Source organism: Roseateles sp., assembly GCF_047654785.1.
Taxonomy (GTDB): Bacteria; Pseudomonadota; Gammaproteobacteria; order Burkholderiales; family Burkholderiaceae_C; genus Pelomonas.
This window is the reverse complement of sequence record NZ_JASGKQ010000001.1, coordinates 446,642-472,986: the sequence shown is the minus strand read 5'-3', so window position 1 is coordinate 472,986 and position 26,345 is coordinate 446,642. Positions and strand designations below refer to the sequence as shown.

The 26,345-nt window shown below is 71.2% G+C and carries 28 protein-coding genes, 2 pseudogenes and 1 CRISPR repeat array; of the genes and pseudogenes, 10 read left to right on the top strand and 20 right to left on the bottom strand.

Annotated elements, in window-relative coordinates; translation table 11 throughout:
- Nucleotides 1-16 precede the first annotated feature (16 nt).
- Nucleotides 17-1,198: a S1C family serine protease gene (locus QM788_RS02215; protein WP_415659838.1), complete on the top strand. Its 1,182-nt coding sequence runs from the start codon at nt 17-19 to the stop codon at nt 1,196-1,198.
- Nucleotides 1,199-1,211: 13 nt separating this feature from the next.
- On the opposite strand, the gene tatC is transcribed toward QM788_RS02215, so the two are convergent.
- The 18 genes and pseudogenes from tatC to cas7e all read right to left on the bottom strand — a co-directional run bounded on the left by tatC (nt 1,212) and on the right by cas7e (nt 16,969).
- Complete coding sequence (tatC, locus tag QM788_RS02210) at nt 1,212-1,940, bottom strand: twin-arginine translocase subunit TatC (protein ID WP_415660307.1); 729 nt, start codon at nt 1,938-1,940, stop codon at nt 1,212-1,214.
- Nucleotides 1,941-2,005: 65 nt separating this feature from the next.
- Nucleotides 2,006-2,467, bottom strand: coding sequence for a Sec-independent protein translocase protein TatB (gene tatB / locus QM788_RS02205; protein ID WP_415659837.1), 462 nt, complete (start codon nt 2,465-2,467; stop codon nt 2,006-2,008).
- A complete protein-coding gene (tatA, locus tag QM788_RS02200) occupies nt 2,468-2,704 on the bottom strand; it encodes a Sec-independent protein translocase subunit TatA (protein ID WP_415659836.1) in 237 nt (78 codons plus the stop codon).
- A gap of 48 nt (nt 2,705-2,752) precedes the next feature.
- On the bottom strand, nt 2,753-3,100 hold the full coding sequence (locus QM788_RS02195; RefSeq protein ID WP_415659835.1) for a histidine triad nucleotide-binding protein: 348 nt from the start codon (nt 3,098-3,100) through the stop codon (nt 2,753-2,755).
- Nucleotides 3,097-3,423, bottom strand: coding sequence for a phosphoribosyl-ATP diphosphatase (locus QM788_RS02190; RefSeq protein ID WP_415659834.1), 327 nt, complete (start codon nt 3,421-3,423; stop codon nt 3,097-3,099). Before QM788_RS02190 ends, QM788_RS02195 begins: the two co-directional genes overlap by 4 nt.
- A complete protein-coding gene (gene hisI / locus QM788_RS02185) occupies nt 3,416-3,796 on the bottom strand; it encodes a phosphoribosyl-AMP cyclohydrolase (RefSeq protein WP_415660306.1) in 381 nt (126 codons plus the stop codon). The genes QM788_RS02190 and hisI overlap by 8 nt, the downstream gene beginning before the upstream one ends.
- 9 nt (nt 3,797-3,805) lie before the next feature.
- A pseudogene (locus QM788_RS02180) lies at nt 3,806-4,219 on the bottom strand (NUDIX domain-containing protein); the annotation flags it as partial.
- Nucleotides 4,216-5,082 (bottom strand): ATP-binding protein, encoded by an 867-nt coding sequence (locus QM788_RS02175; RefSeq protein WP_415659833.1) that lies wholly within the window; start codon nt 5,080-5,082, stop codon nt 4,216-4,218. The gene QM788_RS02175 and the pseudogene QM788_RS02180, both read right to left, overlap by 4 nt.
- Before the next feature lie 22 nt (nt 5,083-5,104).
- On the bottom strand, nt 5,105-5,725 hold the full coding sequence (slmA, locus tag QM788_RS02170; RefSeq protein WP_415659832.1) for a nucleoid occlusion factor SlmA: 621 nt from the start codon (nt 5,723-5,725) through the stop codon (nt 5,105-5,107).
- Between the two features lie 11 nt (nt 5,726-5,736).
- Nucleotides 5,737-6,420, bottom strand: a complete 684-nt coding sequence (locus QM788_RS02165) for a response regulator (RefSeq protein WP_415659831.1) — start codon at nt 6,418-6,420, stop codon at nt 5,737-5,739.
- A 74-nt stretch (nt 6,421-6,494) separates the two neighbouring features.
- A complete protein-coding gene (locus tag QM788_RS02160) occupies nt 6,495-7,175 on the bottom strand; it encodes a pyrimidine 5'-nucleotidase (protein WP_415659830.1) in 681 nt (226 codons plus the stop codon).
- A 1-nt stretch (nt 7,176) separates the two neighbouring features.
- Nucleotides 7,177-8,085: an acetylglutamate kinase gene (gene argB, locus QM788_RS02155; protein WP_415659829.1), complete on the bottom strand. Its 909-nt coding sequence runs from the start codon at nt 8,083-8,085 to the stop codon at nt 7,177-7,179.
- Between the two features lie 269 nt (nt 8,086-8,354).
- Nucleotides 8,355-9,165 (bottom strand): IS5 family transposase gene (locus tag QM788_RS02150; protein WP_415659828.1). Its coding sequence is split into 2 segments (ribosomal slippage): nt 8,355-8,900 and nt 8,902-9,165, totalling 810 coding nucleotides; the frame shifts between segments, so codons are not numbered across the junction.
- A gap of 70 nt (nt 9,166-9,235) precedes the next feature.
- Nucleotides 9,236-10,607: direct repeats of the CRISPR family, unit length 29 nt; unit sequence GGGTCCATCCCCGCTCGCGCGGGGCAACC.
- 63 nt (nt 10,608-10,670) lie between these two features.
- The gene (gene cas2e, locus QM788_RS02145; RefSeq protein ID WP_415660305.1) at nt 10,671-10,964 is read right to left on the bottom strand and encodes a type I-E CRISPR-associated endoribonuclease Cas2e; all 294 of its coding nucleotides are present in this window, start codon (nt 10,962-10,964) and stop codon (nt 10,671-10,673) included.
- Nucleotides 10,936-11,826, bottom strand: a complete 891-nt coding sequence (gene cas1e / locus QM788_RS02140; protein WP_415660304.1) for a type I-E CRISPR-associated endonuclease Cas1e — start codon at nt 11,824-11,826, stop codon at nt 10,936-10,938. Before cas1e ends, cas2e begins: the two co-directional genes overlap by 29 nt.
- Nucleotides 11,826-12,563, bottom strand: coding sequence for a type I-E CRISPR-associated protein Cas6/Cse3/CasE (locus QM788_RS02135; protein WP_415659827.1), 738 nt, complete (start codon nt 12,561-12,563; stop codon nt 11,826-11,828). Before QM788_RS02135 ends, cas1e begins: the two co-directional genes overlap by 1 nt.
- Nucleotides 12,560-13,252 carry a type I-E CRISPR-associated protein Cas5/CasD gene (gene cas5e, locus QM788_RS02130; RefSeq protein WP_415659826.1) on the bottom strand — a complete coding sequence of 231 codons (693 nt, stop codon included), beginning with the start codon at nt 13,250-13,252 and terminating at the stop codon, nt 12,560-12,562. Before cas5e ends, QM788_RS02135 begins: the two co-directional genes overlap by 4 nt.
- A gap of 3 nt (nt 13,253-13,255) precedes the next feature.
- Nucleotides 13,256-16,969 carry a type I-E CRISPR-associated protein Cas7/Cse4/CasC gene (gene cas7e, locus QM788_RS02125; protein WP_415659825.1) on the bottom strand — a complete coding sequence of 1,238 codons (3,714 nt, stop codon included), beginning with the start codon at nt 16,967-16,969 and terminating at the stop codon, nt 13,256-13,258.
- 152 nt (nt 16,970-17,121) lie between these two features.
- Here cas7e and msrP point away from each other — a divergent pair, with 152 nt between their 5' ends.
- The 9 genes and pseudogenes from msrP to QM788_RS02080 all read left to right on the top strand — a co-directional run bounded on the left by msrP (nt 17,122) and on the right by QM788_RS02080 (nt 24,384).
- Nucleotides 17,122-18,090 (top strand): protein-methionine-sulfoxide reductase catalytic subunit MsrP, encoded by a 969-nt coding sequence (msrP, locus tag QM788_RS02120; protein ID WP_415659824.1) that lies wholly within the window; start codon nt 17,122-17,124, stop codon nt 18,088-18,090.
- A complete protein-coding gene (locus QM788_RS02115) occupies nt 18,090-18,701 on the top strand; it encodes a sulfite oxidase heme-binding subunit YedZ (RefSeq protein WP_415659823.1) in 612 nt (203 codons plus the stop codon). Before msrP ends, QM788_RS02115 begins: the two co-directional genes overlap by 1 nt.
- Nucleotides 18,702-18,722: 21 nt before the next feature.
- Nucleotides 18,723-19,529: a hypothetical protein gene (locus tag QM788_RS02110; protein WP_415659822.1), complete on the top strand. Its 807-nt coding sequence runs from the start codon at nt 18,723-18,725 to the stop codon at nt 19,527-19,529.
- A pseudogene (locus tag QM788_RS02105) lies at nt 19,526-20,068 on the top strand (FAD-dependent oxidoreductase); the annotation flags it as partial. The gene QM788_RS02110 and the pseudogene QM788_RS02105, both read left to right, overlap by 4 nt.
- Nucleotides 20,069-20,410: 342 nt before the next feature.
- Nucleotides 20,411-20,779, top strand: a complete 369-nt coding sequence (locus tag QM788_RS02100; protein WP_415660303.1) for a dihydroneopterin aldolase — start codon at nt 20,411-20,413, stop codon at nt 20,777-20,779.
- Between the two features lie 5 nt (nt 20,780-20,784).
- Nucleotides 20,785-21,693 carry a tRNA 2-thiocytidine(32) synthetase TtcA gene (gene ttcA, locus QM788_RS02095; protein WP_415659821.1) on the top strand — a complete coding sequence of 303 codons (909 nt, stop codon included), beginning with the start codon at nt 20,785-20,787 and terminating at the stop codon, nt 21,691-21,693.
- A gap of 63 nt (nt 21,694-21,756) precedes the next feature.
- Nucleotides 21,757-22,380 (top strand): DUF4136 domain-containing protein, encoded by a 624-nt coding sequence (locus QM788_RS02090; protein WP_415659820.1) that lies wholly within the window; start codon nt 21,757-21,759, stop codon nt 22,378-22,380.
- Between the two features lie 69 nt (nt 22,381-22,449).
- Nucleotides 22,450-23,838 (top strand): bifunctional UDP-N-acetylglucosamine diphosphorylase/glucosamine-1-phosphate N-acetyltransferase GlmU, encoded by a 1,389-nt coding sequence (gene glmU / locus QM788_RS02085; RefSeq protein WP_415659819.1) that lies wholly within the window; start codon nt 22,450-22,452, stop codon nt 23,836-23,838.
- 117 nt (nt 23,839-23,955) lie between these two features.
- Nucleotides 23,956-24,384, top strand: a complete 429-nt coding sequence (locus tag QM788_RS02080) for a hypothetical protein (protein WP_415659818.1) — start codon at nt 23,956-23,958, stop codon at nt 24,382-24,384.
- Between the two features lie 66 nt (nt 24,385-24,450).
- Here the strand turns inward: QM788_RS02080 and QM788_RS02075 are convergent, their stop codons facing one another.
- Together QM788_RS02075 and QM788_RS02070 are read right to left on the bottom strand one after the other, a co-directional pair.
- Nucleotides 24,451-25,182 (bottom strand): BON domain-containing protein, encoded by a 732-nt coding sequence (locus tag QM788_RS02075; protein WP_415659817.1) that lies wholly within the window; start codon nt 25,180-25,182, stop codon nt 24,451-24,453.
- Nucleotides 25,183-25,475: 293 nt separating this feature from the next.
- The gene (locus QM788_RS02070) at nt 25,476-26,330 is read right to left on the bottom strand and encodes a phytanoyl-CoA dioxygenase family protein (protein WP_415659816.1); all 855 of its coding nucleotides are present in this window, start codon (nt 26,328-26,330) and stop codon (nt 25,476-25,478) included.
- Nucleotides 26,331-26,345: the final 15 nt, after the last annotated feature.

Here is a 26,345-nt window from a genome sequence, read left to right as displayed (position 1 = left end):
CTTGATGGGGATTCGGGTGTTGAAACGGCTCTGGCTGATTTTCGCGCAGGCGGTCACGGTGGCGCTGGCGGTGCTGTTCGTCGTCGCCACGCTGAAGCCGCAGTGGCTGGCGCAGACGCGCTGGCGCGAGGCGGCCGCCGTGCCGACGGCCCGCCCGGCCGAGCTGCCGCCGCTGCCCTCGCCCGCCGCGTCGGCGCTGCGCGCCGGCTTCGCGCCGGCCGCGCGCGTGGCGGTGCCGGCCGTCGTCAGCATCACGGCCCGCAAGGCGCCGGCCCGCAGCGCCGGCCGCGCGCGCGACCCGCTCCCGTTCGGCTTCCCGTTCGGCCCGCGCGCGCCGCGCGGCGCGCCGCAGCTGGGCCTGGGCTCGGGCGTCATCATCGCGGCCGACGGCGTGCTGCTGACGAACAACCACGTCGTCGAGGGCGCGTCGGACATCGAGGTGCAGCTCACCGACGGCCGCCAGGCGCAGGCCACGCTGGTCGGCACCGACCCCGAGACCGACATCGCCGTGCTGAAGATCGCGCTGCCCGACCTGCCCACCATCCCGCTGGGCGACGCGGCCAGCCTGCAGGTGGGCGACGCGGTGCTGGCCATCGGCAACCCGTTCAACGTGGGCCAGACGGTCACGTCCGGCATCGTCTCGGCGCTGGGCCGCAGCCAGCTGGGCATCAACACCTTCGAGAACTTCATCCAGACCGACGCGGCCATCAACCCCGGCAACTCGGGCGGCGCGCTGGTGGACGGCGACGGGCGGCTGGTGGGCATCAACACGGCCATCTTCTCGCGCTCCGGCGGCAGCCTGGGCATCGGCTTCGCCATCCCCGTGGACGTGGCGCGGCAGGTGGCCGCGGCCATCCTGAAGGACGGCGCCGTGGCGCGCGGCTGGATCGGCGTGCAGACGCGCGAGCTGACGCCCGAGCTGGCCGAGGCGCTGAAGCTGGGCGACGCCCGGGGCGTGCTGGTGGGCAGCGTGTTCAACGACTCGCCCGCCGGCCGGGCCGGCGTCAAGCCGGGCGACCTGCTGACGCGCATCGGCGACCACGCCGTGGCGACGCCGGCGGCGCTGCTGGCCGCGGTGGCGGCGCTCCAGCCCGGGAGCCTGGTGGCGTTGAGCGTGCAGCGCGGCGGCAAGGCCTTGGACCTGCGGCTGACCGTGGCCCAGCGGCCGCCGCCGCAGCGGCTGGCCGAGCAGGAGTGAGCCTGGACCCCGGCTAACCCTGGGCGGGGGGCGTGCCGGCCTCGTCGGGCGGGCGGGTGTGGCGCACGAAATAGCCCGCCGCGAACAGGCCCAGCTCGTACAGCAGGCACATCGGGATGGCCAGCGCGAGCTGCGAGACGATGTCCGGCGGCGTGATCACGGCGGCGATGACGAAGGCCACGACGATGAAATAGCCGCGCCATTCGCGCAGCTTCTCGACCGGCACGATGCCCATGCGCGCCAGCACGACGACGACCACCGGCACCTCGAAGGCCGCGCCGAAGGCGATGAACATATTCATCACGAAGCCGAGGTAGGCCTCGATGTCCGGCGCCGCCGTGATGCTCTTGGGCGCGAAGCTCTGGATGAACTTGAAGACCTGGCCGAAGACGAAGAAGTAGCAGAACGCCACGCCCGAGAAGAACAGCAGCGTGCTGGACACCACCAGCGGCATCACCAGCCGCTTCTCGTGCGAATACAGCCCCGGCGCGATGAAGGCCCAGGCCTGGTACAGCACCACCGGCAGCGCCAACATGAAGCCGGCGAGCATCGTGATCTTGATGGGCACGAAGAACGGCGCGATGACGTTGGTGGCGATCATCGTCGTGCCGGCCGGCAGGTGCGCCACCAGCGGCGCGGCCAGCAGGTCGTAGAGCGCGCCGGGGCCGGGGTAGATGCACAGCGCGCCGAAGCACACGGCGATGGCGACGATGGCGCGCAGCAGCCGATCGCGCAGCTCCATCAGGTGGCTGACGAAGGGCTGCTCGGTGCCGGCCAGTTCGTCGTGGTCGGGGTTCTGGAAAGAGCTCACGGCTTCCTGGGGGGGCGGAAGCGCGCCACGCGGGCCGCGCCGGACTGGGTGTGGCGGCGCACGCCCGCCTTCTGCTTGAACCACAGCGGCGTGGCGCCGCGCTTCAGGCGCCAGTTCTTGCCGGGGTGGTGGTACACGGGCGGCGGCGCGTAGGCGTCGCCGGAGCCGGCCGCCGCGTCATGCCAGGCGGGGTTGAGCGCCTGGGTGGCGGCATCGACCTCCTGGCGCACGCTCTGCTCGACGTCATGGACCGCCGCGGTGAACTGGGTCTTCATCTTCTGAAGTTCCTCCAGCTCGATGGAGCGGTTGACCTCGGCCTTCACGTCCGCCACGTAGCGCTGCGCCTTGCCCAGCAGCGTGCCCACCGTGCGGGCGACGCGGGGCAGCTTCTCGGGGCCGATGACGATCAACGCCACCGCGCCGATCAGCGCGAGCTTGTCGAAACCGAAGTCAAGCACTTAGGACTTGGTCTTGGCGTCCACGTCGACCGTGTGCGGGTCGCCGGCCCGGGCGGCGGTCACCTGCTGCGGCGGCCGGGCCGGGTCGTCGGTGGTCGAGCCTTCCTTCATGCCGTCCTTGAAGCCCTTGACCGCCGCGCCCAGGTCGGACCCGACGTTGCGCAGCTTCTTGGTGCCGAAGATGGCGATGACGACGACGAGGACGATCAGCCAGTGCCAGATGCTGAATGAACCCATGATGCGTACTCCTTGTGGACTGGCTCAAATTCTAGGTGAGGGAGGGTGTCAGCCCTTGGCCCAGGGGCGCGGGCCGCCCATCACGTGCAGGTGCAGGTGGTAGACCTCCTGCCCGCCGTCGCGCCCGGTGTTGATGACGTGGCGGAAGCCGCCCGTCACGCCCAGCTCGCGCATCAGCTTCGGCCCCAGCGCCGCCATGCGGCCCAGCAGCGGCGCGTCGGCGTCCGTCACCTCGGCCATGGACGCGATGTGGCGCTTGGGGATGATGAGCAGGTGCACCGGCGCCCAGGGCGCGATGTCGTGGAAGGCGAGCAGTTCCTCGTCCTCGTAGGCCTTCCTGCTCGGGATCTGGCCGGCGACGATCTTGCAGAAGATGCAGTTCGGGTCTGCGCTCATGGTCGTTGTCCTCGTTGGGCGAATTCGGTGAGGCCCGACAGACCCTCGCGGCGGGCCAGCTCGGCCAGCACGTCCTCGGGCTTGAGGCCGAAATGGGCCAGCGCGACCAGGCTGTGGAACCACAGGTCGGCGACCTCGTAGACCAGCTTCTGGGCGTCGCCGTCCTTGGCGGCCATGACGGTCTCGGTGGCCTCCTCGCCGACCTTCTTCAGGATGCCGTCCAGTCCCTTGTCGAAGAGCTTGGCGACGTAGCTGGTGGTCGGGTCGGCACCCTTGCGGGACTCGATGACCGCGCCGACGCGGGAGAGGATGTCGTCACTCATAGATCTTGTGCGGGTCCTTCAGCACTGGCTCGGTGGGGGTCCAGGCGCCGTTCTCCAGCTTCTGGAAAAAGCAGCTGTGCCGGCCGGTGTGGCAGGCGATGCCGGGCTCGTGGCCCAGCTGCGTGATGCTCAGCAGCACGACGTCGTTGTCGCAGTCCAGGCGGATCGCGTGCACCTGCTGGAAGTGGCCGCTCTCCTCGCCCTTGTGCCAGAGCTTGTTGCGCGAGCGGCTCCAGTACACCGCCTGGCCGCGTTCGGCCGTCAGCGCCAGCGCCTCGCGGTTCATCCACGCGAACATCAGCACGTCGCCCGTGCCCTGCTCCTGGGCGATCACGGGCACCAGGCCGCGCTCGTCCCACTTCACGTCGTCCAGCCAGCTGCGGTGCGTGGGGCCGGCATGGCCGCGCTCCTCGGCGAACCAATCCAGCACGGGGATGGTGCCGGGCAGCACGGGCTGCGCCTGCACGGGCAGGCACTCCCAGGCCATGCGCTGGCCTTCGAGCATCTGCGGCTCGCCCGTCCAGGCGAAGACCTTGCAGAAGTTCAGCCGCACGCGGGCATGTGGGTAGTCCATGACCAGCGTCTTCCAAGGCTGGGCAGCACCGATCTCGATGCCCAGTTCCTCGCGCAGTTCGCGTGCGAGCGCCTGCTCGACCGTCTCGCCCGGCTCGACCTTGCCGCCGGGGAATTCCCAGTAGCCGGCATAGACCTTGCCCTCGGGCCGCGAGGTCAGCAGGAAGCGGCCGTCCGGCGCGACGAGCACGCCGACCGCGACTTCGGTGATCGGCCGCGTCATGCCTGCCGCCCCGCCAGGTCGCGCGCGAACTGCCAGGCCACGCGGCCCGAGCGCGAGCCGCGCTCCAGCGCCCAGACCAGCGCCGGCTGGCGCGCGGCCTCGATGGCGGCGTCGTCCAGGCCGAAATGCCGCAGCCACTGCGCGACGATGGCCAGGTACTCGCCCTGGCTGAACGGGTAGAAGCTGATCCACAGCCCGAAGCGCTCGGACAGCGAGATCTTTTCCTCCACCGCCTCGCCGGGGTGGATCTCGCCATGCTCGCCGTGGCTGCCGCCGAGGTTGTCCGCCATCTTCTCGGGCAGCAGGTGGCGGCGGTTGCTGGTGGCGTAGATCAGCACGTTGGACGGCGCGGCGGTGACGGAGCCGTCCAGCACGCTCTTCAGCGCCTTGTAGCCGGCCTCGCCTTCGTCGAAGCTCAGGTCGTCGCAGAACACGACGAAGCGCTCCGGCCGGCCGTCGACCTGCTCGATCAGGTCCGGCAGGTCCACGAGGTCGGCCTTGTCCACCTCGATGAGGCGCAGGCCCTGGGCCGAGAACTCGTTCAGCACCGCCTTGATCAGCGAGCTCTTGCCGGTGCCCTTGGCGCCGGTCAGCAGCACGTTGTTGGCGGGCCGGCCGGCGACGAACTGCGCGGTGTTGCGCAGCAGCTTCTCCTTCTGCGGCCCGACCTCCTGCAGGTCGGACAGGCGGATGCGGCTCACCGAGCGCACCGGCTCCAGGCACAGCGCGCCGTGGCGGCGCCGGGCGCGGAAGGCGGTGGACGCGGCCCAGTCGGGCGGCGCGGCGGCGTGGGGCAGGACCGCCTCCAGCCGGGCCAGCAGGCCCTCGGCGCGGGCGATCAGGGATTCGAGAGCAGCGGACATGCCGGCAGTTTAGGCGGCGCCCCTAGCCGATCAGCTTCAGCGAGGCTTCCAATTGCTCGGTGGGCAGCCGCTTGAACCCCGAACGCGCATAGCGCTGCAGCCGGCCGACGATGAAGCTGACCCAGACGCTCGCCAGCACGTTGGCCTGCACGGTCGGCGTGGCCGCGCCCTGCGCCTCGGCCGCCGCGCGCAGCACCTGGCGCAGCGAGGACTCGATGCGGTCGAAGCACTGGTTGATGCGCGCCGTCAGCCGCTCGTCCTCATACACCAGCGCGTCGCCCGCCATCACGCGCGCCATGCCGGGGTTCTTCTCGCCGAACTGCAGGATGACGCCGGCGATGCGCGCCGCCGCGCCGGGCGGCGGCAGCGGCTGCGGCGCGTCCACGACCTGCCGCACCAGCGCGAAGACGCTGCCCTCGATGAAGTCGATCAGCGCCTCGAACATCTGCGCCTTGCTGGCGAAGTGGCGGTACAGCGCCGCCTCGCTGACGCCGAGCCGGGCCGCGAGCGCGGCGGTGGTGATGCGGTCGGCGCCGGGCTGCTCCAGCATGCCGGCCAGCACCTGCAGGATCTGCAGGCGGCGCTCGCCGGGCCGGGGGCGCTTCTTCGGAGCCGGGCTGGCGGCGGGCGGGGCGGCGTCCATGGCGGCCGATGCTAGTCCCGCAGCCAGCCCAGGCGGCGCGCCTCGTAGATGGCTTCCACCTTGGAGCGCACCTGCAGCTTGCGGTAGACCCGCTTCACATAGGTCATCACCGTGTGCGGCGACACCTGCATGAACTGCGCGATCTCGTCGAACGTGAAGCCCTTGGCCGCCAGGTGCAGCACGCGCGACTCCTGCTCGGACAGCGCGACGACCTCCTCCGCCTCGCCGGCCACCGCGGCCGCCGCGGCCCGGTGCGCCGGGCCGGCCGCCCCCGGCGCCAGGCGCACCAGCAGCCGGCGCGCGATGACGGGGCTGATGGGGCTGCCGCCCGCGCGCAGCGAGCGCAGCTGGTCGGGCAGGTCCAGCGCCAGGCTGTCCTTCAGCAGGTAGCCGGTGGCGCCGGCCTCGATGCTGGCCACCACATGCTGCTCGTCGCCGAACACCGAGATCACCATCACCTCGCACTGCGGGCGGGCGTGCGCGGCGTGGCGGATCAGCTCGATGCCGCTGCCGCCGGGCAGGTCCAGGTCCACCAGCAGCACGTCGGGCCGGAGCTGGTCGAACATGCGCCGGCCCTGCGGCAGGTCCGGCGCGATGCCCAGCAGCTCGATGTCGGGCACGCTGCCCAGCGCATGGGTGAAAGCCTCCCGGAAGCGGGCTTGGTCTTCGACGATCAGGACCGAGAACGGGGTCATGCCTGCGATGGGCTCCAAAGCGCGGAAGGCGCATTCTCTGCCAGCGCCGCGCGCCGGCCGGCGAACTCCGGACTTCAGAACTGGGGGGCGCGGGCCAGCGCGGCCAGCGACCGCACACGCCGGCCCACGTAGCCGGGCCGCCGGTGCAGGCGCGGCGCGCCGGCCCGGTGCAGCCAGCGCTGCATCCACACGGTCTGCATGCCCAGCCCGCGGGCGACCTTCTGGTGGATCAGCGTGTCCTCCACCAGCACGCACTGCGCCGGCCGCAGCCGCAGCCGGGCCAGCACGATGCGGAACATGCGCGCGTCCGGCTTGGGGCGGACCTGGCCGAAGCAACGCATGTCCTCGACGCAGACCAGCCGCTCGAACGCGCCGGCCAGGCCCACGGCGGCCAACACGCGCTCGGCATAGGCCCGCGGCGCGTTGGTCAGCAGCAGCTTGCGGCCCGGCAGGCGGCGCAGCGCGGCGAGGTCGTGCGCATGGCCGTGCAGGTGCGCGTCCAGCCCGGGCAGCCGGTGCGTCTCTCGCAGGAAGTGCGCGGCCTTCACGCCATGGTGGCGCTGCAGGCCCGTCAGCGTGGCGCCGTAGCGGCGCCAGTAGCGCTGGCGCAGCAGCGCGGCCTCGTCGGCCGGCAACCCCAGGTGGACCTCGATGTAGGCCGTCATCGCCGCGGTCAGCTCCCCGAAGGCGCGGTGGGAGGCGTTGTGCAGCGTGTCGTCGAGGTCGAACAGCCAGACGCAGTTGAGCGGGGCCACGTCAGCGGGAGCTGATCATCGTGCCGTAGGCCTGGTCCGTCAGCACCTCCAGCAGCATCGCGTGCGGCACGCGGCCGTCGATGATGTGGACCGCGTTGACGCCGCTCTTCGCCGCGTCGATGGCGCCGGCGATCTTGGGGATCATGCCGCCGCTGATCGTGCCGTCGGCCACCAGCTCGTCGATGCGCCGCGGCGTCAGCTCCGTCAGCAGCTCGCCGGCCTTGTCCAGCACGCCGCGGATGTTGGTCAGCATCAGCAGCTTCTCGGCCTGCAGCACGGTGGCCAGCTTGGCGGCCACGACGTCGGCGTTGATGTTGTAGCTCTCGTTCTTCTCGCCGAAGCCGATCGGGCTGACGACGGGGATGAACTGGTCGTCCTGCAGCGCCTTCACGACGCTGGGGTCGATGGAGACGATGTCGCCCACCTGGCCCACGTCGTGCTCCTTGGCGGGGTCGTCCTTGTCGACCATCTTGAGCTTCTTCGCGCGGATCATGCCGCCGTCGCGGCCCGTCAGGCCCACGGCCTTGCCGCCGGCGGCGTTGATCAGGCCGACGATGTCCTGCTGCACCTCGCCGGCCAGCACCCATTCGACGACGCTCATGGTCTCGTCGTCGGTGACGCGCATGCCCTGGATGAAGTGGCCCTTCTTGCCCAGCTTGTTCAGCGCGTCCTCGATCTGCGGGCCGCCGCCGTGCACCACCACCGGGTTCAGGCCGACCAGCTTGAGCAGCACCACGTCCTCGGCGAAGTCCTGCTGCAGCGCCGGGTCCGTCATCGCATTGCCGCCGTACTTGATGACGATGGTCTTGCCATGGAAGCGGCGGATGTAGGGCAGCGCCTGCGACAGGATCTCGGCCTTCTCGCGCGGCGCGATGTGGGAGAGGTCGGGGGCGGTGGTGGGTGTGGTCATGCTCGGGGCTCCGGGAGGTGGCGGCCATTCTAGGAAGCCGCAGCGCCCCGGCCGACGACGCCCCTGCCCGGGACTGCCGCGCCCACCAGCCGGTGCACCCACCGCATCGCCACATCCTGCGGCCCATCCCCGCTCACGCGGGGCAACCTTGCCGGTGAGGTACTGCGGCAGCACCTGGCCGGGTCCATCCCCGCTCGCGCGGGGCAACCGAGGGTGCGGACGGTGTAGGCCGGCGGATCGGGGGTCCATCCCCGCTCGCGCGGGGCAACCTAAGAGCGTGTTGACGATCTCCTGAGTAGCAGAGCCAGAAACGCCAAATGGACGAACTGCAAGCTGGTGTTGAGCCAACGCTCGCAGTTCTTCCACAGTCTGCGGTTTTTCTCCAACCAGGCAAAGCTGCGCTCGACAACCCAGCGCTTGGGCATGACCTTGAAGGTGTGCAACTCGCTTCGCTTGGCGATCTGCACCGTCACGTGCTCACCCAGGATGTCCTTGACGCCTTGCGCGAAGGGCTGGCCTGTGTAGCCGCTGTCCGTCAGCACGCTTTGCACCCGTCCCAGCGACGGCTTGCAGCGCTTGAATGCCGCCAGCGCTCCTTTGCGGTCCGTCACTTCGGCCGTCGTGATCGCCACGGCATGGGGAAGCCCCTGGGTGTCCACCGCAATGTGGCGCTTGATCCCCGAGACCTTCTTGCCTGCGTCATAGCCCTTGAACCCCGCCGTGTCCGTGTTCTTCACGCTCTGCGCGTCCACGATCAAGAACGCGCTGCAGGCGTTGCGCCCCTGTCTCTCGCGGGCCGCGCCAACCTGATTTTTTTAAAGCCTGCTCCAGCACGCTCACTCCGTGCTGGTCAGGCTCGCTCCATTTGCGCCAGTACGCATAGACGCTGGGCCACTTCGGGAACTGCGGCGGCAGATAGCGCCATTGGCAACCCGTGTGCAGCAGGTACAGCACTGCGCAGAACACCTCGTACAGATCGACCTTGATCGGCTTGGTGCTGCGCCGAACGCTGCGCAGCAGCGGCTCGATCTCGGCAAACTTCTCTCGACTGATGTCGCTTGGGTACGGCTTCCTCTTCACCCAACAATTGTCGGAGGAAATGAGATCGTAAACACGCTCTAAGAGAGCGCGCGCAGGCCCAAGGTCGCCGTGGGTCCATCCCCGCTCGCGCGGGGCAACCGGTGGCAGTACAGGTCAAGGTCAAGCATGGGGGGGTCCATCCCCGCTCGCGCGGGGCAACCTGCTGCAGTTCCTCAGCCGACACCTTGCCCTTGGGTCCATCCCCGCTCGCGCGGGGCAACCAGGCCACGATCATGAGCAAGCTGAACGACACCGGGTCCATCCCCGCTCGCGCGGGGCAACCCCCGTCGTGTGCGTGCCCGTGGTGCCGGCCATGGGTCCATCCCCGCTCGCGCGGGGCAACCGCCTTCTGGGCCAGGCGCTCGATCGCGCGCAGGGGTCCATCCCCGCTCGCGCGGGGCAACCTTGACGCTCGCGTGGCATGGCAAAAGCTCTACGGGTCCATCCCCGCTCGCGCGGGGCAACCTTGATGGTCGGGGGCATGGTGTAGTCCTTTGGGGGTCCATCCCCGCTCGCGCGGGGCAACCGCAACGTGCGGATTTCGAGGAAGCGGCTCATGGGGTCCATCCCCGCTCGCGCGGGGCAACCGCGCCGGCATGGTCCATCAGCCAGTTCGCATCGGGTCCATCCCCGCTCGCGCGGGGCAACCACCACTATTTCGGGCCGGACGCGGCGGGGTCGGGGTCCATCCCCGCTCGCGCGGGGCAACCTCGGTCGATGAGTTGATCGCCAGTCGCGGCGGGGGTCCATCCCCGCTCGCGCGGGGCAACCGCGACGAACGCGGCGCTGGAGGCGGATGGCACGGGTCCATCCCCGCTCGCGCGGGGCAACCCTGGCGAGGCCCTGGGCGGTCGCATCCTTCCACGGTCCATCCCCGCTCGCGCGGGGCAACCCTGTCCATCGTCCTCGCCACCATCGTCGGCTGGGGTCCATCCCCGCTCGCGCGGGGCAACCATGCTCTGTGCCACCCGCTTGCCCAGCGCGGGGGGTCCATCCCCGCTCGCGCGGGGCAACCACGATGGTGTCCAGGCCCTTGTCGAGCGCACCGGGTCCATCCCCGCTCGCGCGGGGCAACCGGCGGCGCACGGGGCACGGTGGCGCTGGCCGAGGGTCCATCCCCGCTCGCGCGGGGCAACCGGCGAGTGGTCGGCGGTGTAGCCCGCCCAGTTGGGTCCATCCCCGCTCGCGCGGGGCAACCATCCTCGTCTGCCTGGTCGTATTGCTGCTCTGGGGTCCATCCCCGCTCGCGCGGGGCAACCAATATAAAAAGTACACCTACTCGCCGATTACGGGGTCCATCCCCGCTCGCGCGGGGCAACCGCGCACAACATCCCGGCCGGCCAGCGCGTGCTGGGTCCATCCCCGCTCGCGCGGGGCAACCCGCCGGCCAGTCTCAGGGCCAGGTCGCAACAAGGGTCCATCCCCGCTCGCGCGGGGCAACCTCTAGGCCCTAACCCATTGAGGCGAAATCATTTTGTTAAAGAACACGTCGATCAAATTCAGTGTTAACCCTTGCTCATGAGCAACACGCCTTCGAGCCGTACAGGATGTCTTGGAGACGTGCCAAGTTGACGGACGTGCAGGCCACCGTCGGCCTGCCGGTCGGGGTACAGCAAGGTCAAAGATCCACGTTGCAACTGGGCATGCCAGTCACTGACGACTTTCCATATCTGCTCGCGGGCCTTGGCGCCAAGGTGCGGGCTGGCGTACACACCAGGCGACAGCTCAAGCAGCGCGGAGGCGAGGAAGCCGCGGTAACGATCTTCGACGTCACGGGTGATCAGAACGGTCAGCGTCATCACGGGTGGTTCCGAAGAGGCTCTGGATGTCGTCGATCATCTTGGGCACGAGGCCGATACGGCGGAATTCGCGCGCGGCGGCTCGGCGCACCAGCCGGTCCACCGACTCGTCCGTACCCTCGTCCAGTCGCTTGGCGACCGAGAACGCGATGGGCAAGGTGACGCTCTCGCGGTAGAGATCGGCCACGTCAAGCACGAAAGACTGATCGGAGTCCTCGTGGATAAATCCCAGCTGGGGCAGGGCCGAAACGGAGGCCACAGCCACGCCGGCAGCGGCTCGAACGGCCGTGGAGGCGTGGTTGAGCGCCGCGTTGGCACTATCGGCAGCATCGGGACGGCTGCGGTCATAGGCGCGGCGCTTCCAGGTGATGCCGAACTGCTGCGCCAGCAACTGGTAGCTGGCCTTGACGCGTGCGCCTTCGATGCCGCGCAGCACATCGATGTCGGTATGGGGCAGGATTTCTCCCAAGCGGCGCGCATACATCTTGCGGGCAATGGCCAGGCGCTGCCGTTCGTCAGCCCAGGCCCGGGCCTGGGCGCGGGCGAGGTCGGACCGATCAGGACCGAAGGCGGGGGCCGTGTAGAGCCGGGTGGCGTCGCTGCCGACCGCGACGAGGCTGGTGCCGTGGCGGGCCAGCAGCCGAAGCACGTCATGGCTCAAGCTGGTACCGGGTCCGATGAGCAGCGCCGAGACGGTCTGGTGGGGCAGTTGGTAGGTACCGGCCGGCAGCGAGCCACCGGCAGAAACGAAGTGCAGACAGCCGTCCTCGACGCTGAGCACGCCGCGGTCAAGGTAGAGCAGACCGTGGCGGTCAGCATGCGGGATACGGGCCTGTTCCAGCCCGAGCCGCCCCTTGAGCATCACCCCGCCGGCGCCAGCAGCAGGCAGCCGAAACCGAAGGCCCGGTGCCGTCCCAAGCCGCGCGCCAGCAAGCGCTGGAAGGCGGCGCCGTCGCGCACGCGCAGTTGGCCCCGCAGTTGCGCGTCGGGCAGCAAACCGCATTGTGTGGTGCGGATGGCGCCACCGGCCTGGGCAGCCCGGCGTGCAATGGCGGCCAGGCGGAAGGCAACCAGTTCACCATGCTCCAGTTCGGCCGCGTCGTCGCGGGCCAGTTCACGGGCCAGCCACCTGAGGTAAGCGACTTCGCGGTCGTCCGCCGCGTAGAGCGGGTGGTGAACCGCATCCACCTCGGGATAGCCCCCGCCCTGGCTGCGGCTGCGAACGACGGGCGCACAGCGCACTTCGAAGCGCAGCAGCTCGCCAACGCGCCAGTCGCTGGGCAATGCGCGAGCGCTCAGCGCCGCCAAGCCGAGGGACCGGGCGGCCAGCGCGTCGCCAGCGCTGAAGGCCGCCACACGTTCGAGGTCCGCCGCATCGGCACTGCTGTAGCCCACGAAGAGAGCCAACCCGCCCGCGCGCTGCACCAGCGCGAAGGGCTTGGGCGCCAGCCCACCCAGCGTGGCCTTGGCTGCGGCGTGCAATGCGTAGCCGAGGTCTTCGCGCAAGGCTCGCTGGCCGCTGGCCTGAGCCCAGCGATGCAGCAACGCAAGATCGGGGCGGGTCTGCAGCAGCGTCAGCGTCGGAGCGGCCGGGCTCATGAGCGCATCCATTCGTAGACGGTCTGCCGGCCGGCGTGCAGGTCGAGGGTGAAGCGACGCTCGTCGCTGGTCAGGTGGCGCACCGGGCCGGCCGGACCAGCGCCGTCGCCGTAAAAGACGGCAGGCCGCGCCTGGGCAGTCAGGCCAGCCAGCACGGCACTCAGCGGATCGGCGGCAGCCTGCCAGCCAGCGAACAGCGGTGTCGCGGGCAGACAGGCCTTGCGGCCGAGGAAGAGCGGCCGGGCCGGACGTTGTAGCGCTTGAGCGAGCGCATCGAGCGTGGGCGCTTCGTCAGCCGGCGAGAGCGCGAGCGCGACGAGCACGGATGCGTCGGCACGGTGCATGCGCCAGCGCAGATGCGGTGATTTGTAGGAGTCGGGTCCGCCGTCGCGGCCTTCAGGCTGGCCACGGGTGGTCCAGCCGAGATCGTCCTTGCCGAGCTGGGCGGTCTGGAATTCGGTCAGCGGCACGCCTTCACGGTCGAGCCGAGCCGCCCAGCGCAAGCGGGCTTGCAATCGATCAAGCCGCGCGCCTTCCTGGCGGCGCCAGCCAAGCGCGTTGCCGAGCAGGCCGGTCAGCAGCGATATTGCCGGCCAGGGCTGCACGGGGCGGAACTGGTCCACGGCCGGCCCGCCGAAGGCCATCAGTGGGCCTTCGAGCCGCAACAGCAGGTGGGGGCTGTCGCTCATCACTCACCCCTGGATCTGCGCGGCCAGCCAGACGGCGAGCGCATCCATGCCCAGCACCGGCACGCCTTCCAGCGCGGGCGGCGTGACGCTGAGTTGGGCACGCTGCGTGGCCGCTCCGTAGGCGGCGTCGAACTGGCCGAGGTGCGACTGCAAGGCCCTCACGGCACGGCCGAACAGCTCACCGCCGCGCAGGTCCAACGCGTCACGGTAGGCATTGGCCAACGTGCGGGGCTGATCGTCGCCGGTTTCGATGAGCAGGAACTCGGCGTGCGCATAGGGCGCCGTGCTGCCCTTCTTCGCGCCGGGCGAGACGCGCGCGACGAGTTGGGTCAGCCGGCCCAGCACGGCGGCGGCCTGGACCGCATCGCCGCCAAGATTGGCGACGAGCAGTTCCACGTCGACGCAGAGATAGAGGTAGTAGAGCCCGCTGGTCAGCTCAATGTCGAAGATGCCGGCAGAACCGACCCCGCCGTCCCGACGGCGCAAGTCGTCCACGGCGGTCACGTAGTCCAGTTCGCGCTCGATGGCGTGCACGGTGAATGCGTGCGCTACGTGCACTGCGGCATCGCGGTTGGCATCGGGGTCGGAGGTGACCATCCGCCCCCACAGTGCGGATTCCAGCCCCGCCGTGCCGAGGTTGGCCTTGCCCAGTTCGGTCAGGTTCTTGCGCAGCGGCGCAAGCTGGGCCTTCAGCACGTCGCCCCAGGCCTTGAGGGCTGACTTGTCGGGATCCTGCTCACCGCACAGCGCAGGCAGGGTGGCCCCCTGCTCCAGCAGGCTGCGACAAACGTCGCGTAGATAGTCGATCTCGGGCTCACCGAAGAACAGCGCCTGCCTGCTCTTCGCGTCAGCTGCCTTGTCGCCGTAGAGCGCGGTAATGAGGGCATCGCGCAATGCGGCCTCGGCCGTCACGTGCAACGGCACCAGGCCAGCGCGAGCCTGAGGCAGCACGGCGCGTTCGATGACCTCCTTGGTCCGTTCGCCCATCGGCAAACCGAGCGATTGCAGCGAGAACGGCACGGCACGGGCACGCTCGTGGCTCTCCTGACCGGCAAAGCGCCAGCGCCGCTTCAGCGCCTGGGAGGACACACGCGACCGGGTGCTGCCGCCAAAGGGCATGCGTTCCACCGACAGGCTCGCGGGTTCGACCGGCCACATCCAGGCCGGCAGGTCGAGTGCCGTCAAGACTTGTCCCAGCGGCGTGACCCAAGGTTCGGGCAACACCACACGAAACGCATCCAGGCCGAGCCGAGTGCGCGCCTCGGCCTGCAGTTCGCCCGGTGCTGCTTCGGCCCAGGGACGCAGCCAGTCCAGCGTCACCACGTCCGCCGCCGTTCGCTGGCCGCTGGCCTTGCCTTGCAGGTCCAACCAATGGGCGGGCCAGGGGGCGCCAAGCGAGTCCGCCAGTTGGCGAAGCACCTCGCCGTCACAGCCGGCCTCGACGAGGCGGCGGTTGTCCTGTGGGATCAGCCATTCGCGCCCGGCTTCGATCTCGCGCCAGCAGGCTTCAATGGCCAGCAGATTGGGGTAGGCGCTCCTGGCGCCCCAGCCCACGCCGCGTGCGCCACCCGGGCGCAGCATCGGATCGAGCGCGCGCCGGTCCGGCACCAGCACGACGGCCTCCGCCACGTCGTGGCCGCCGGGCCGAAGCGGATGGCGCTCAGCGTGGCGATGCAAACGCCCGAGCCGTTGCAACAGCACGTCCACTGGCGCCAGGTCGGTGATCAGCAGATCGGCATCGCAATCTATGGAAATTTCCAACGTCTGCGTCCCCGCCAGTACGACCGGCTCACGCGACGCAACCGCGCCTTTGCCGAAGCGCTCGGCCACGGCCGCGTCGAGCCGCCTGCGGTCCTCTCGGGCATAGCGGCCGTGGTGCAGCACGACGTGACCGGCGACCCGAAACAGCGCGGGATGATCGGGCCCCAGTTCAGCCTCCAGCGCGCGCTGCGTGGCAAGCGCCAGGCCGACGGTGTTGCGCAGAATCAGCACGCGCTGTCCCCGTTCGAGGGCAGCCCGGGCTCGACGCGCCACCTGGGCCGGGTCCCCCAACGCAGCCAGCAGCACACAGCGCACGCGCTTGTTCGGCGCCGATGCGACCGCTGCGGGATCGGCAGCGTCGAGACCCTGGGCATGCGCGAGGCAGGGATAAGGCGCATCGCGGCGGGCCCAGGCCTCAGGCGGCGCCGGGAGCCTATGGAAACCGCCCCGCCGTCGCACCGGCTGGCCCGCCGCCAGCAGGGTACTGCGTGCGGCGCCAGTCAGCGTGGCTGACAACAGCAGCGCATGCCCGCCCGCCGCCGCATGCCGCGCCAGCGCAGCGCGCAGCAGTCGGGTCATGTAGGGGTCGGAGGCATGCACCTCATCCACGACGACAAGACTGCGCAGACTCAAGGCGCCGCGCAGGTGCGCATGGCCGGTTTGCAACGCGCTCAGCAAGAACTGGTCAACCGTACCGGCCAACAGCCCCGCAGCGAAGTAGCGTTTGCTATGTTCTGCGGACCAGAAACGCGACTCAGGCGAGACGCTGTCCGGCCACAGCACGCCGGCGAATGGCAGGCCGGGCTGACGCTCCCCCTGGACACCATTGGCACGCAGATCGCCAGGCACGGCCAGCACCCAGGCAGGCCGCGTGGCCGGATTGGGAAAGACCCGCTCGACGAAGCCTTGCAAGCGCTCGTAGATGCCGCCGGCCGCCACGCGTGTCGGCAGCAAGAAGCTCAGCGCATCGACCTCGCCAGCCTCGAAGAGCTTGGTGAAACGCCACAGCGCCGCCTCGGTCTTGCCGCTGCCAGTCTCGGCCTCGAGGATGACGAGACGCTCGTCCAGCCGCGTGGCCGCAGCCTCCTGCATGGGCCGCGGCGGGTTGTCGAACAGTACCTGGAAGCCAGGCCGGCGCGTAGCCAAGTCGGCCCGGGCGGCGGCCAGGTCCAGGCCGATCTCGCACAGCGCACGAGCCGCCCGTCCACGCGCCGGCGCCCAACGCGACTCGTCCTGCGCAGCAAAGCCGTAGTCGAAATGATCGGTGTTGGAGCCGATCCAGTCGGCCAGCGACACCAGTCCGGCAAAGGCATGCACCAGGCCCGATGGCCAAGCCAGGCCAGGGCCACCCTCGAACGCCCGTGGCCACAGCCGCGTGATGGCCTCACCCAGTCGCCGCAGACCCTGCAGCGGTTCATAGCCGGCCACTGGTGCCGTCCACGTGGGCCAGCGGCCAGCGGCGGTGCTCGTCATGGCCTGCAATGTGATCGGCTGACCGCGATGGGAGACCGCAGCCAGCCAGAGCTCGATCGCGTTCGGCCACCAGCCGCACCATTCCCACAGCCGCAGCGCTTGCTGGTGCGGCTCGAAATCGCCACCTGCGCACAACGGCGCCACCACATGGGTATGCCCGAGCTGGGAATCAGGCACGCCAAAGGCGCGCTGCCACGCCTGCACATCCGGCTTCGGCAGCGACTTCGCATAAAAGCCGGCAGAAGCCTTGCCGACATCGTGCAGGAAGCACAGCACCGTCAGGCGCTCCACGTCCTGATCGGTCAGCACGCGCCCGGCGAGCGCCTCGACACGCCGACGCATCGTCGGCAGTGCCAACAAGGCCGAGAACACGGCGGCCACGTCGATGCAATGCCCGACGAGACTCAGGCGTTGGCTGGAGTCGTCGCGCTGAAGCTTGCCCCAGGGCTCGATCATGGATGCGGGCAGCAATGCAGCGGTCATGGCGGGCGACTGTAGAGCGCTCATCCCGCCGCCATCCCATGCCATCAAACGACTGCCGTCATTTCTGAAAGGGCCAGCGCCAGCCGGACCAAGCGGTGTAAGTTATCGCCTCATCGGCGCGATCCAGCCCGGCCACTGCACCCAGGACACCCATGCTGATCCGAATCCCCACCCCTCACGCGCCCCGCCCCAGCGAGATCACCCCGCGCACCACCTACCTGACCCGCCGCGCCGCGCTGGCCGGCCTCGGCCTGGCGGCCGCCGCACCGCAGGTGCTGGCCCAGACCACGCCCGGCGGCGGCAGGCTGGCCAGGCTGCCCGGCCAGCGATCCACCGCGGCGGGCGCCGTGGTGCTGGACAAGCCCACCGCCTACGCCGACGCCACCTCGTACAACAACTTCTACGAGTTCGGTACCGACAAGTCCGACCCCGCCGAGCGCGCCCACACGCTCAAGCCGCGCCCGTGGACGGTGGCCGTCGAGGGCGAGTGCGCCCGGCCCGGCCGCTACGACCTGGACACGCTGCTCCGGCTCGCGCCGATGGAGGAGCGCGTCTACCGCCTGCGCTGCGTGGAGGGCTGGAGCATGGTGATCCCGTGGGTGGGCTACCCGCTGGCCGAGCTCATCAGGAAGGCCGAGCCCACCGGCAAGGCCCGGTTCGTCGAGTTCACGTCGCTGGCCGACCGCGCGCAGATGCCGGGGCTGCGCTCCGGCGTGCTGGACTGGCCCTACGTCGAGGGCCTGCGCATGGACGAGGCCCGGCACCCGCTGGCGCTGCTGGCCTTCGGCATGTACGGCGAGGTGCTGCCCAACCAGAACGGCGCGCCGGTGCGCATCGTGCTGCCGTGGAAATACGGCTTCAAGTCGGCCAAGAGCCTCGTCCGAATCCGCTTCGTGGAGAAGCAGCCGCGCTCCAGTTGGGAGCAGAGCGCGCCGCAGGAGTACGGCTTCTATTCGAACGTGAATCCCCACGTGGCCCACCCGCGCTGGAGCCAGGCGACGGAGCGTCGCATCGGCGAGGACGGCCTGTTCGCCAGGAAGCGGCCCACGCTGATGTTCAACGGCTACGAGGCGCAGGTGGGCCAGCTCTACGCCGGCATGGACCTGAAGAAGCACTTCTGATGCGGGCGTGGCTGCACCGCGCGCTGCTGCATCGCGCGGCCCGGCCGGTGCCGTGGCTGCTGTGCCTGGCGCCGCTGGCCGGGCTGGCCTGGGGCGCGTTCGCCGGCCGGCTGGGCGCCAACCCGGCCGAGGCGCTGATCTGCGGCCTGGGCGACTGGGCGTTGCGCGGCCTGTGGCTGACGCTGGCCGTCACGCCGCTGCGCGAGATCACGGGCCTGGCCGCGCTGGCGCGCCTGCGGCGGCCGCTGGGCGTGTCCAGCTTCGGCTACGCCAGCCTGCACCTGCTGGCCTATGGCTGGCTGGACATGGGCCTGGTGCCCGGCGACATCGCGGCCGACATCGCCCGGCGCCCCTTCATCCTGATGGGCTTCACCGCCTGGGCGCTGATGCTGCCGCTGGCCGCCACCAGCTTCAACCGCGCCGCCAAGGCCCTGGGCGCGCGGCGCTGGCGGGCGCTGCACCGGACGGTGTACGCCATCGCCGTCGTCGCGCTGCTGCACTTCGTCTGGATGCGCGCCGGCAAGCACGACTTCACGGAACCGGCCGTCTATGGCGCGGTGCTGGCGGGGCTGCTGGGCTGGCGGCTGTGGCACGGGGTGGGGCGGGGATAATCGGCGGCTTTGCCGCCCGCCATGAAGTCCGACGAGCCCTCCACCACCGGCCCCGCCAGCAGCAGCCTGCACGAGATCGTCGTCACGCTGCCCGTGGCGGCCATCGCCGGCTTGAGCCTGCTCGTGCTGGCCGGGCTGGCCGGCGCAGCGGCGGCGATGGCGCTGGGCGCCGACAAGGTCCGCGAGGCCGGTGCCCAGTCCCTCGTCGTGCTGCTGCCGATGCTGTTCGCGGTGATCGCCGCGATCGGCATCCGCCGCACCTCGACGCGCCAGATCGACGAACTGGTGGCCCGCTTCCTCGAGCGCACGGTGTTTCCGCGGCTGGAGGCCGCCTGCGCCGACCACCGCGACAGCGGCTTCCCGTTCCGCCGGGCGCATCTGCTGCGCCGCGCCCAGGGGCGCTCCTATGTGCGCATCGGGCTCGACTGGGCCGAGCCCGGGCCGCCGCCGGCCGTCATCGACGTGAAGATGAACGTCTTCAACATCGAGCTGGTCGCCGCGCTGCCGCTGAGCACTGCGGCGCTGGCCGGGCAGGAGCCGGTGGAGTTCATCGACCGCCACAACCTCGACCGGGTGCGCTCGCATCCGCTGCTGAAGCACTTCGCGGGCACGCTGCAGGGCGCCGTCGAGGAGGGCTACGCGATCCGCGTCAGCGTGCTCGGCCGCACGGAGGCCGTCACCGAGGTGCAGGTGTCGTTGCGCCAGAAGCTGCAGCAGCACTTCCTAGCCAATCCCTACCTGAAGCGCTACTTCGCCGAAGACCTGTGCATCGCCACCGGCGTCGTCTTCGGCGAGCTGCGCGCCAGCGGGCTGCAGGCCGCGCCATGACCGCCGCCGCGCCGCATCCCTTCGACGTCGCCATCCTCGGCGGCGGCCCCGCCGGCTGCAGCGCCGCTTCCTGGCTCGGCCAGTTGGGGCTCTCGGCGCTGCTCGTCGAGCGCGAGCCACGGCTGTGCGCGACGCTGGCCGGGCTGGACTTCGCGCAGGACTGGGTGCTGGGCGAACCCGGCGCGCGCCTGTCCGACCTGGCCGGCCGCTACGCCGCCCAGGTCCAGGCCATGCCGGGCCTCGCGCTGCGGCTGGGCGCCCGGGTCGAATCCGCCCGCCACGCGCCCGAGGGCTGGACGCTGCAGCTCGCCGGCGGCGAGCGCGTGCGGGCGCGGGCGCTGCTGGTCGCCACCGGGCTGCGCCTGCTGCGGCCGGCGCGCTATTTCGCGTCGCCGCATGCGCGCGTGATGGACGCCGCCACGCTGACCGCCTGCCGCGCCACGCTCGCGCCGGGCCGCGTGCTGCTGCTGGGCGCGGGCGACAACGCGGCCGAGAACGCCCTCTTCCTGGCCGAGCGCGGCTTCGACGTGACCGTCTGGGCCCGCGGCGGCTGGCGCGCCCAGGCCCACCTGGCCGAGCGCGCGCAGGCCCACCCGCGCATCGCGCTGCGCCTGTCCACGCCGCTGCCCGACGCGCTGCTGCCGGACGACGGCGGCGTCAGCGTCGGCGCCGAGCGCTTCGCGCATGCTGCCGCGCTGCTGGGCTTCGAGCCCGAACCCTCGGCCTTCGCGCTGCTGGACGCGCATGCCCGCCAGCACGCCTTCGTCGCCGGGGACGCCAGCGGCCGCTGGCACCCCTGCGTGCAGACCGCGCTGGCCGACGGCGTGCAGGCCGCCAAGCAGATCGAGCAGGCGCTGCGCCCGCAGGCCGCCTGCGCCCCGGTGCGCCACAACAACCGCCAGGTCATCCACCTGCAGGGGCTGCGCTTCCGCGCCAAGCTCGGCGTGCTCGACTTCGAGCGCACCGGGCCCCAGCCCATCCAGGTGGACGCCGAGGTCAACCTCGGCGCGCTGCCCGTGGTGGCGCGCGATGCCGACATCGGCCACGTGCTGGACTACCGCCGCGTGCGCGCGGCCATCATCGACGAATGCACGCAGGAGCACACCGACCTCGTCGAAGCCCTGCTCGGCAAGCTCTGCAACCGGCTGATGGGCCTGCCCGGCGTCGTCGGCGTGCGTCTGAAGCTGACCAAGCTCGAAATCTTTCCCGACTGCGAAGTCGCAATCAGCACCGAACTGGGTGCATGGTGAATCTCATGTCCGACGTCCTCGATCTCGACCCCGCCGCCGCCAAAAAGGCCGCCCACGAGGCCAACAAGCTCTCCAAGCGCCTGCACCGCCAGGTCGGCCAGGCCATCGCCGACTTCAACATGATCGAGGACGGCGACAAGGTCATGGTCTGCCTCTCGGGCGGCAAGGACAGCTACGCAATGCTGGACATCCTGCTCAACCTGCAGCAGCGCGCGCCCATCAGGTTCAGCCTCGTCGCCGTCAACCTCGACCAGAAGCAGCCCGGCTTCCCCGCCGACGTGCTGCCCGCCTACCTGCGCTCGCGCGGCGTGGACTTCCACATCGAGAACCAGGACACCTACTCCGTCGTCAAGAAACTCGTCCCCGAGGGCAAGACGACCTGCAGCCTGTGCTCGCGCCTGCGCCGCGGCATCCTCTACCGCGTGGCCGGCGAACTCGGCGCCACCAAGATCGCGCTCGGCCACCACCGCGACGACATCGTCACGACGCTGTTCCTGAACATGTTCTTCGGCAGCCGCATGAAGGGCATGCCGCCCAAGCTCGTCAGCGACGACGGCCGCAACGTCGTCATCCGCCCGCTGGCCTACGTCAAGGAGCCCGACCTCGTGCGCTGGGCCGAGCACCGCGAGTTCCCCATCATCCCGTGCAACCTGTGCGGCAGCCAGGACAACCTGCAGCGCGTGCAGGTCAAGGCCATGATCAACGAGTGGGAGAAGCGCTACCCCGGCCGCATCGACAACATCTTCACGGCCATGACCAACATCGTGCCCTCGCACATGATGGACAAGAAGCTCTTCCCGTTCGAGACCATCCAGGCCACCGGCGTCGCCGACGCGGGCGGCGACATCGCCTTCGACGACGACGAGAGCTGCGCCCCGCCCTCGCCCGCCGCCGTCATCACGCTGCAACGCTGATTTACACCGGCGCAACCCGGGCGGGCCAGAATGGCCGCCATCGCCACTGACGGAGACGCCGCCATGAACCGCCGCCTGATCCTCACCGCCCTCGCCGCCGCTTCGGCCGCGGCGGTCACCGGCTGCGCCGGGCCCTACACCGTCTCGGCCGACGTCTCCAACTACGGCGCCTGGCCGGCCGACCGCAAGCCCGGCAGCTACGCCTTCGACCGCCTGCCCTCGCAGCAGCAGAGCGACGAGGCCGCGCAGCGCCAGGCCGCGCTGGAAGACGCCGCCCGGGCGGCGCTGGAGCGCGCCGGCTTCACCGCCGCGGCCGACGCCAAGGCCGCCGACGTGCTCGTCACGCTGGGCGCCCGCGTCACCGCCTACGACCCCGTGCCCTGGAACGACCCGCTGTGGTGGCGCTGGCGCGGCCGGCTGTTCTCGCCGCGCTACGGCTACGCCGCCGGCTGGAGCGGCTGGGGCTGGCGCCAGGACCCCTTCTTCGACCGCCGCTACGACCGCGCCGTGGCCGTGCTGCTGCGCGACCGCGCCAGCGGCGAAGCCCTGTACGAGGCGCACGCCAGCAACGAGGGCATGACCATGGGCAGCGAGTCGCTGATCGGCGCGCTGTTCGACGCCGCGCTGGCCGAGTTCCCCAAGGTCAACCCGACATCGCACCGCGTCAACGTGCAGGCGCTGCGCTGACGCGCCCGGCGCCCCGGCCGGCCTGACCATAATCGCGGCTTCGTTCAAAACGCAGTCGCAAGGGCAGGCATGTCGCTCAACATCGTGATCATGGCGGCGGGCAAGGGCACCCGCATGAAGTCCGCAACGCCCAAGGTGTTGCACAAGCTCGCTGGCCGCTCGCTGCTGGCCCATGTGCTCGGCAGCAGCGAGCCGCTGGCGGCCGCGGCCCGCATCGTCATCACCGGCCACGGCGCCGAGGCCGTCGAGGCGGCGGTGGCCGGCGGCGGCATCACCTTCGTGCGCCAGATGCCGCAGCTGGGCACCGGCCACGCGATCCAGCAGGCCGCGCCCGCCCTGGTCGAAGGTTCGGGCCAGGGCACCACGCTGATCCTCAACGGCGACGTGCCACTGATCGAGACCGCCACCGCCCGCGCCCTCATCGACGCCTGCGCCGGCCACGCGCTGGTGCTGCTGACCGTGGACCTGGCCGACCCCACCGGCTATGGCCGCATCATCCGCAACACCGACGACGGCGGCGTGCTCGCCATCGTCGAGCACAAGGACGCCACGCCCGAGCAGCGCCTCATCCAGGAGGGCTACAGCGGCATGATGGCCGCGCCCACCGGCGCGCTCAAGCGCTGGGTGGGCCAGCTCCGCAACGACAACGCCCAGGGCGAGTACTACCTGACCGACATCGTCGCCATGGCCGTGGCCGAAGGCCTGCCGGTGCTGGGCGTCAAGGCGCACAGCGAGGTCGAGGTGCTGGGCGTCAACGACCCGGTACAGCTCTCGCAGCTGGAACGCGCCTTCCAGGCCCGGCAGGCGGACGGCCTGATGCGCGCCGGCCTGCGCCTGGCCGACCCGGCCCGCTTCGACCTGCGCGGCACGCTGGCGCACGGGCAGGACTGCGAGATCGACGTGAACTGCGTGTTCGAAGGCCAGGTGACGCTGGGCGACAACGTGCGCATCGGCGCGAACTGCGTGATCCGCAACGTCGCCATCGCCTCCGGCGCGCGCATCCACGAGTTCACGCACATCGACGGCGAGCAGCAGGGCGCCAGCGTCGGCGCGGGCGCGCTGATCGGCCCGTTCGCCCGGCTGCGCCCGGGCGCGCAGCTGGGCGCCGAGGTCCACATCGGCAACTTCGTCGAGGTCAAGAACTCGACCCTCGCCAACGGTGCCAAGGCCAACCACCTGGCCTACCTCGGCGACGCGACGGTGGGCGAGCGCGTCAACTACGGCGCCGGCTCCATCACCGCCAACTACGACGGCGCCAACAAGCACCGCACCGTCATCGGCAACGACGTGCACGTGGGCTCCAACTGCGTGCTGGTCGCGCCCGTCACGCTGGGCGACGGCGCGACCATCGGCGGCGGCTCGACCATCACCAAGGACGTGGCCCCCGGCGACCTCGCCGTCGCACGCGGCAAGCAGGTCGCGCTGACGGGCTGGACCCGCCCGGCCAAGAAACGCTGAACAGCGCGGTATTCGTGACATTGTTCCGGCGACCGTGCCGCCCCGCCCCGTTCGCGGGGGCGCCCCGCCCCGGGCCGCGCCGTTAGCATGGGCCCACCCGCCAACCCCGCCGCAACCATGGCCCACGAACTCGATCTCGCCGCGTTCCCGCTCGACGATGCCGTCCCGGCCGACCTGGGCGACTACGCCCTGGCGCAGTCGCACCAGGCGCGCGACGACGCCGTGGCCCGCCAGCGCGCGCTGGAACTGCAGGCCCAGGCCTGCGACAACGCCGCCGAGGCCTGCTGGTACCTGGCCCGCAGCCTGGGCGCCGCGCGCGACCTGCCGCAGGACGGCGAGGCCAGCCTGGAGCTGCTGTTCCAGCTGATCGGCGCGCTGGCCGACCTGCCCGCCGACATCGCCGCCGCCCCGCTGCCCGAGGTGCTGGGCGGCCGCGACGACGGCATCACCGAACTCTGCCTGCAGCTCGAGGCCGCCCGCGAGACGGCCGAGGACGCGCTGGTCGCCGCCGACCTGGCGCCGGCCCGCCACCAGCGCTGCCACTGAAGGGGCGGCCTTCCATGCCAACGGGCGCCCCGCAGGGCGCCCGATTTCATTGGCCCGGCGCAGAGATCAACCGCCGCGGACCGGCAGCGCCCCCAGCAGCGCCATCGGCGGCAGCGTCAGCCGGTTGTCCACCGCCTTGACGCCCGCGGCGGCGGCCGCCACGACGGTGGCACGCTCGCGGGTCGGCGCGTCCGGCGCCTGGCCCTCCAGCGTCACGACGCCATGGTCGGTGCTGACCGCGATGGGCACGGCGGCCAGCGTGAAGTCGGCCGCCAGCGCCTCGCGCACCTCCCTCGTGATGCCCACGTCCTGGGGGTCCGGCATCGGCGGCTGCGGCTCGGCCTGGGCCAGCGCGGGCGGCGGGCTCGCCACCGGCTCCACGGGCGCCGTCGCCAGCACCTCCTCGGGCGCGGCCTGCAGCGTCTTGATGACCGGCTCGGGGGCCGGCGCCTTGGGCGCGGCGGCGAGCGCGCGGGGCGGCTCGGCGGACTGGGCTTCGGCAGGCTTGGGCTCGACCGGCGCCACCTCGGGTGCGGCCGCGGGCGGCGGCGCATCCTGCTGCGGCACGGCCGCCTGGCCCAGCACCACCAGCGGCTCGGCCGGCTCGCCCGGCGACGGGCTGCGCGACAGGATCAGGCCCAGCGCGACGGCGCCCAGGCCGACGCCGACCAGCCACGGCGTGGCGGCGCGCTGCGGTGGCGGCTGGACGGCAGCGGTCAGGGCCGGGCCGGCCGCGGCCGCTTCGGTAGCCGGCCCGGCCGCCGCGGCCTGCGCAGGGGGCGCATAGGGCGCGGTCACGGACAGCTTCACCCCCGCGCCGCCAGCGCGGTGCGCCCCCGGCCGGCGGATCCGGGGCCGGGCCGCCGGTGCGGCGGGCGGCGCCGCGTCGATGTGGCGGGCCCAGCCTTCTGCGTGAACGGATCGTGGGAACTTCATCACGGCCTCCTGCTGTCGTCGTCGACGGGTTGCGATGGGGCCATTCTTCGCAGCGCGGCGCGGCGGCGCCTGCCGGCCTGGGCGAGCTCGCCGCGTAGGACGGGCGGCAGCGGGCGTGTGCAGTTGTGAGCGCCGTGAGCGCTTGCGCTGCGGCGTCAGAACCCCTGCACCGGCAGCGCGGCGCCGCGCTGCAGCCAGTTGCGCGGCGAGTAGCTGCTGGCGGCGTCGGTCACGTGCAGCGTGTAGGCGTGGCGCGACTTCTCCGAGCGGTTCGCGGCCGAGTAGTGCGGCAGCAGGCCGTGGAAGACGACCAGCGAGCCGGCCTCCACCTCCAGCGGGATGGCCTCGCGCGAATCGGCCGCGGGCCAGGGCGTCGCGTCCACCGGCTCCATCCAGGCCCGGCGGCCCTCGCGCACGAAGCGCTCGCGCAGCACGCCGCGCGCGCCGCGGTGACCGCCGGGCTCGGTCCACAGGCAACCGTTGTCCAGCGTCGCGTCTTCCAGCGCGAACCAGAAGGTGGTCACGGTGACGGGGTCGGTCTCGAAGAAGCTGGCGTCCTGGTGCCAGCGCACCTCGCCGCCGATGCCGGGCTGCTTGAAGATGAACATCGACTGCCAGACCTGCGGCCGCGCCAGGCCCAGCGCGGCGGCCACGCCGCGCAGCGCCTCGCCCTTGGAGAAGGCGCTGAACACCGGGTCCAGATCGTGCATCGCATGGCCGATCTTGTTGATGGCCAGGTCCTTCGGCACGCGCAGCCGGCCCTCGGCGTCGAAGGCCTCCTCCTCGAAGAAGCAGCGCACCTGGTCGCCGCTGCCGAGGAAATAGTCGTCCACGTGGCGCTGCTGCTCGTCGGTGGTGAACACGGGCCGCTGCGCGCCGGGGTCGAAGGCGTCGACGATCTCCAGCGCCCGCCCGCGCAGCGCGGCGATGGCGGCGGCCGGCTTGAAGCCGGGGATGACGAGAAAGCCTTGTTCGGCGTAGCGGGCGGCGTGGGTGGCGTCGAGGGTCATGGGCGGAGGCGGGGC

What these genes read in the sequence shown, in the direction of transcription:
- tatC (WP_415660307.1), bottom strand. Translation starts at nt 1,940, where the DNA reads ATGGAGCTGCGCGATCGGCTGCTGCGCGCCATCGTCGCCATCGCCGTG.
- tatA (WP_415659836.1), bottom strand. Translation starts at nt 2,704, where the DNA reads ATGGGTTCATTCAGCATCTGGCACTGGCTGATCGTCCTCGTCGTCGTC.
- QM788_RS02195 (WP_415659835.1), bottom strand. Translation starts at nt 3,100, where the DNA reads ATGAGCGCAGACCCGAACTGCATCTTCTGCAAGATCGTCGCCGGCCAG.
- QM788_RS02190 (WP_415659834.1), bottom strand. Translation starts at nt 3,423, where the DNA reads ATGAGTGACGACATCCTCTCCCGCGTCGGCGCGGTCATCGAGTCCCGC.
- QM788_RS02175 (WP_415659833.1), bottom strand. Translation starts at nt 5,082, where the DNA reads ATGTCCGCTGCTCTCGAATCCCTGATCGCCCGCGCCGAGGGCCTGCTG.
- slmA (WP_415659832.1), bottom strand. Translation starts at nt 5,725, where the DNA reads ATGGACGCCGCCCCGCCCGCCGCCAGCCCGGCTCCGAAGAAGCGCCCC.
- QM788_RS02165 (WP_415659831.1), bottom strand. Translation starts at nt 6,420, where the DNA reads ATGACCCCGTTCTCGGTCCTGATCGTCGAAGACCAAGCCCGCTTCCGG.
- argB (WP_415659829.1), bottom strand. Translation starts at nt 8,085, where the DNA reads ATGACCACACCCACCACCGCCCCCGACCTCTCCCACATCGCGCCGCGC.
- cas2e (WP_415660305.1), bottom strand. Translation starts at nt 10,964, where the DNA reads ATGACGCTGACCGTTCTGATCACCCGTGACGTCGAAGATCGTTACCGC.
- cas1e (WP_415660304.1), bottom strand. Translation starts at nt 11,826, where the DNA reads ATGCTCAAGGGGCGGCTCGGGCTGGAACAGGCCCGTATCCCGCATGCT.
- QM788_RS02135 (WP_415659827.1), bottom strand. Translation starts at nt 12,563, where the DNA reads ATGAGCCCGGCCGCTCCGACGCTGACGCTGCTGCAGACCCGCCCCGAT.
- cas5e (WP_415659826.1), bottom strand. Translation starts at nt 13,252, where the DNA reads ATGAGCGACAGCCCCCACCTGCTGTTGCGGCTCGAAGGCCCACTGATG.
- cas7e (WP_415659825.1), bottom strand. Translation starts at nt 16,969, where the DNA reads ATGACCGCTGCATTGCTGCCCGCATCCATGATCGAGCCCTGGGGCAAG.
- msrP (WP_415659824.1), top strand. Translation starts at nt 17,122, where the DNA reads ATGCTGATCCGAATCCCCACCCCTCACGCGCCCCGCCCCAGCGAGATC.
- QM788_RS02115 (WP_415659823.1), top strand. Translation starts at nt 18,090, where the DNA reads ATGCGGGCGTGGCTGCACCGCGCGCTGCTGCATCGCGCGGCCCGGCCG.
- QM788_RS02110 (WP_415659822.1), top strand. Translation starts at nt 18,723, where the DNA reads ATGAAGTCCGACGAGCCCTCCACCACCGGCCCCGCCAGCAGCAGCCTG.
- ttcA (WP_415659821.1), top strand. Translation starts at nt 20,785, where the DNA reads ATGTCCGACGTCCTCGATCTCGACCCCGCCGCCGCCAAAAAGGCCGCC.
- QM788_RS02090 (WP_415659820.1), top strand. Translation starts at nt 21,757, where the DNA reads ATGAACCGCCGCCTGATCCTCACCGCCCTCGCCGCCGCTTCGGCCGCG.
- glmU (WP_415659819.1), top strand. Translation starts at nt 22,450, where the DNA reads ATGTCGCTCAACATCGTGATCATGGCGGCGGGCAAGGGCACCCGCATG.
- QM788_RS02080 (WP_415659818.1), top strand. Translation starts at nt 23,956, where the DNA reads ATGGCCCACGAACTCGATCTCGCCGCGTTCCCGCTCGACGATGCCGTC.
- QM788_RS02070 (WP_415659816.1), bottom strand. Translation starts at nt 26,330, where the DNA reads ATGACCCTCGACGCCACCCACGCCGCCCGCTACGCCGAACAAGGCTTT.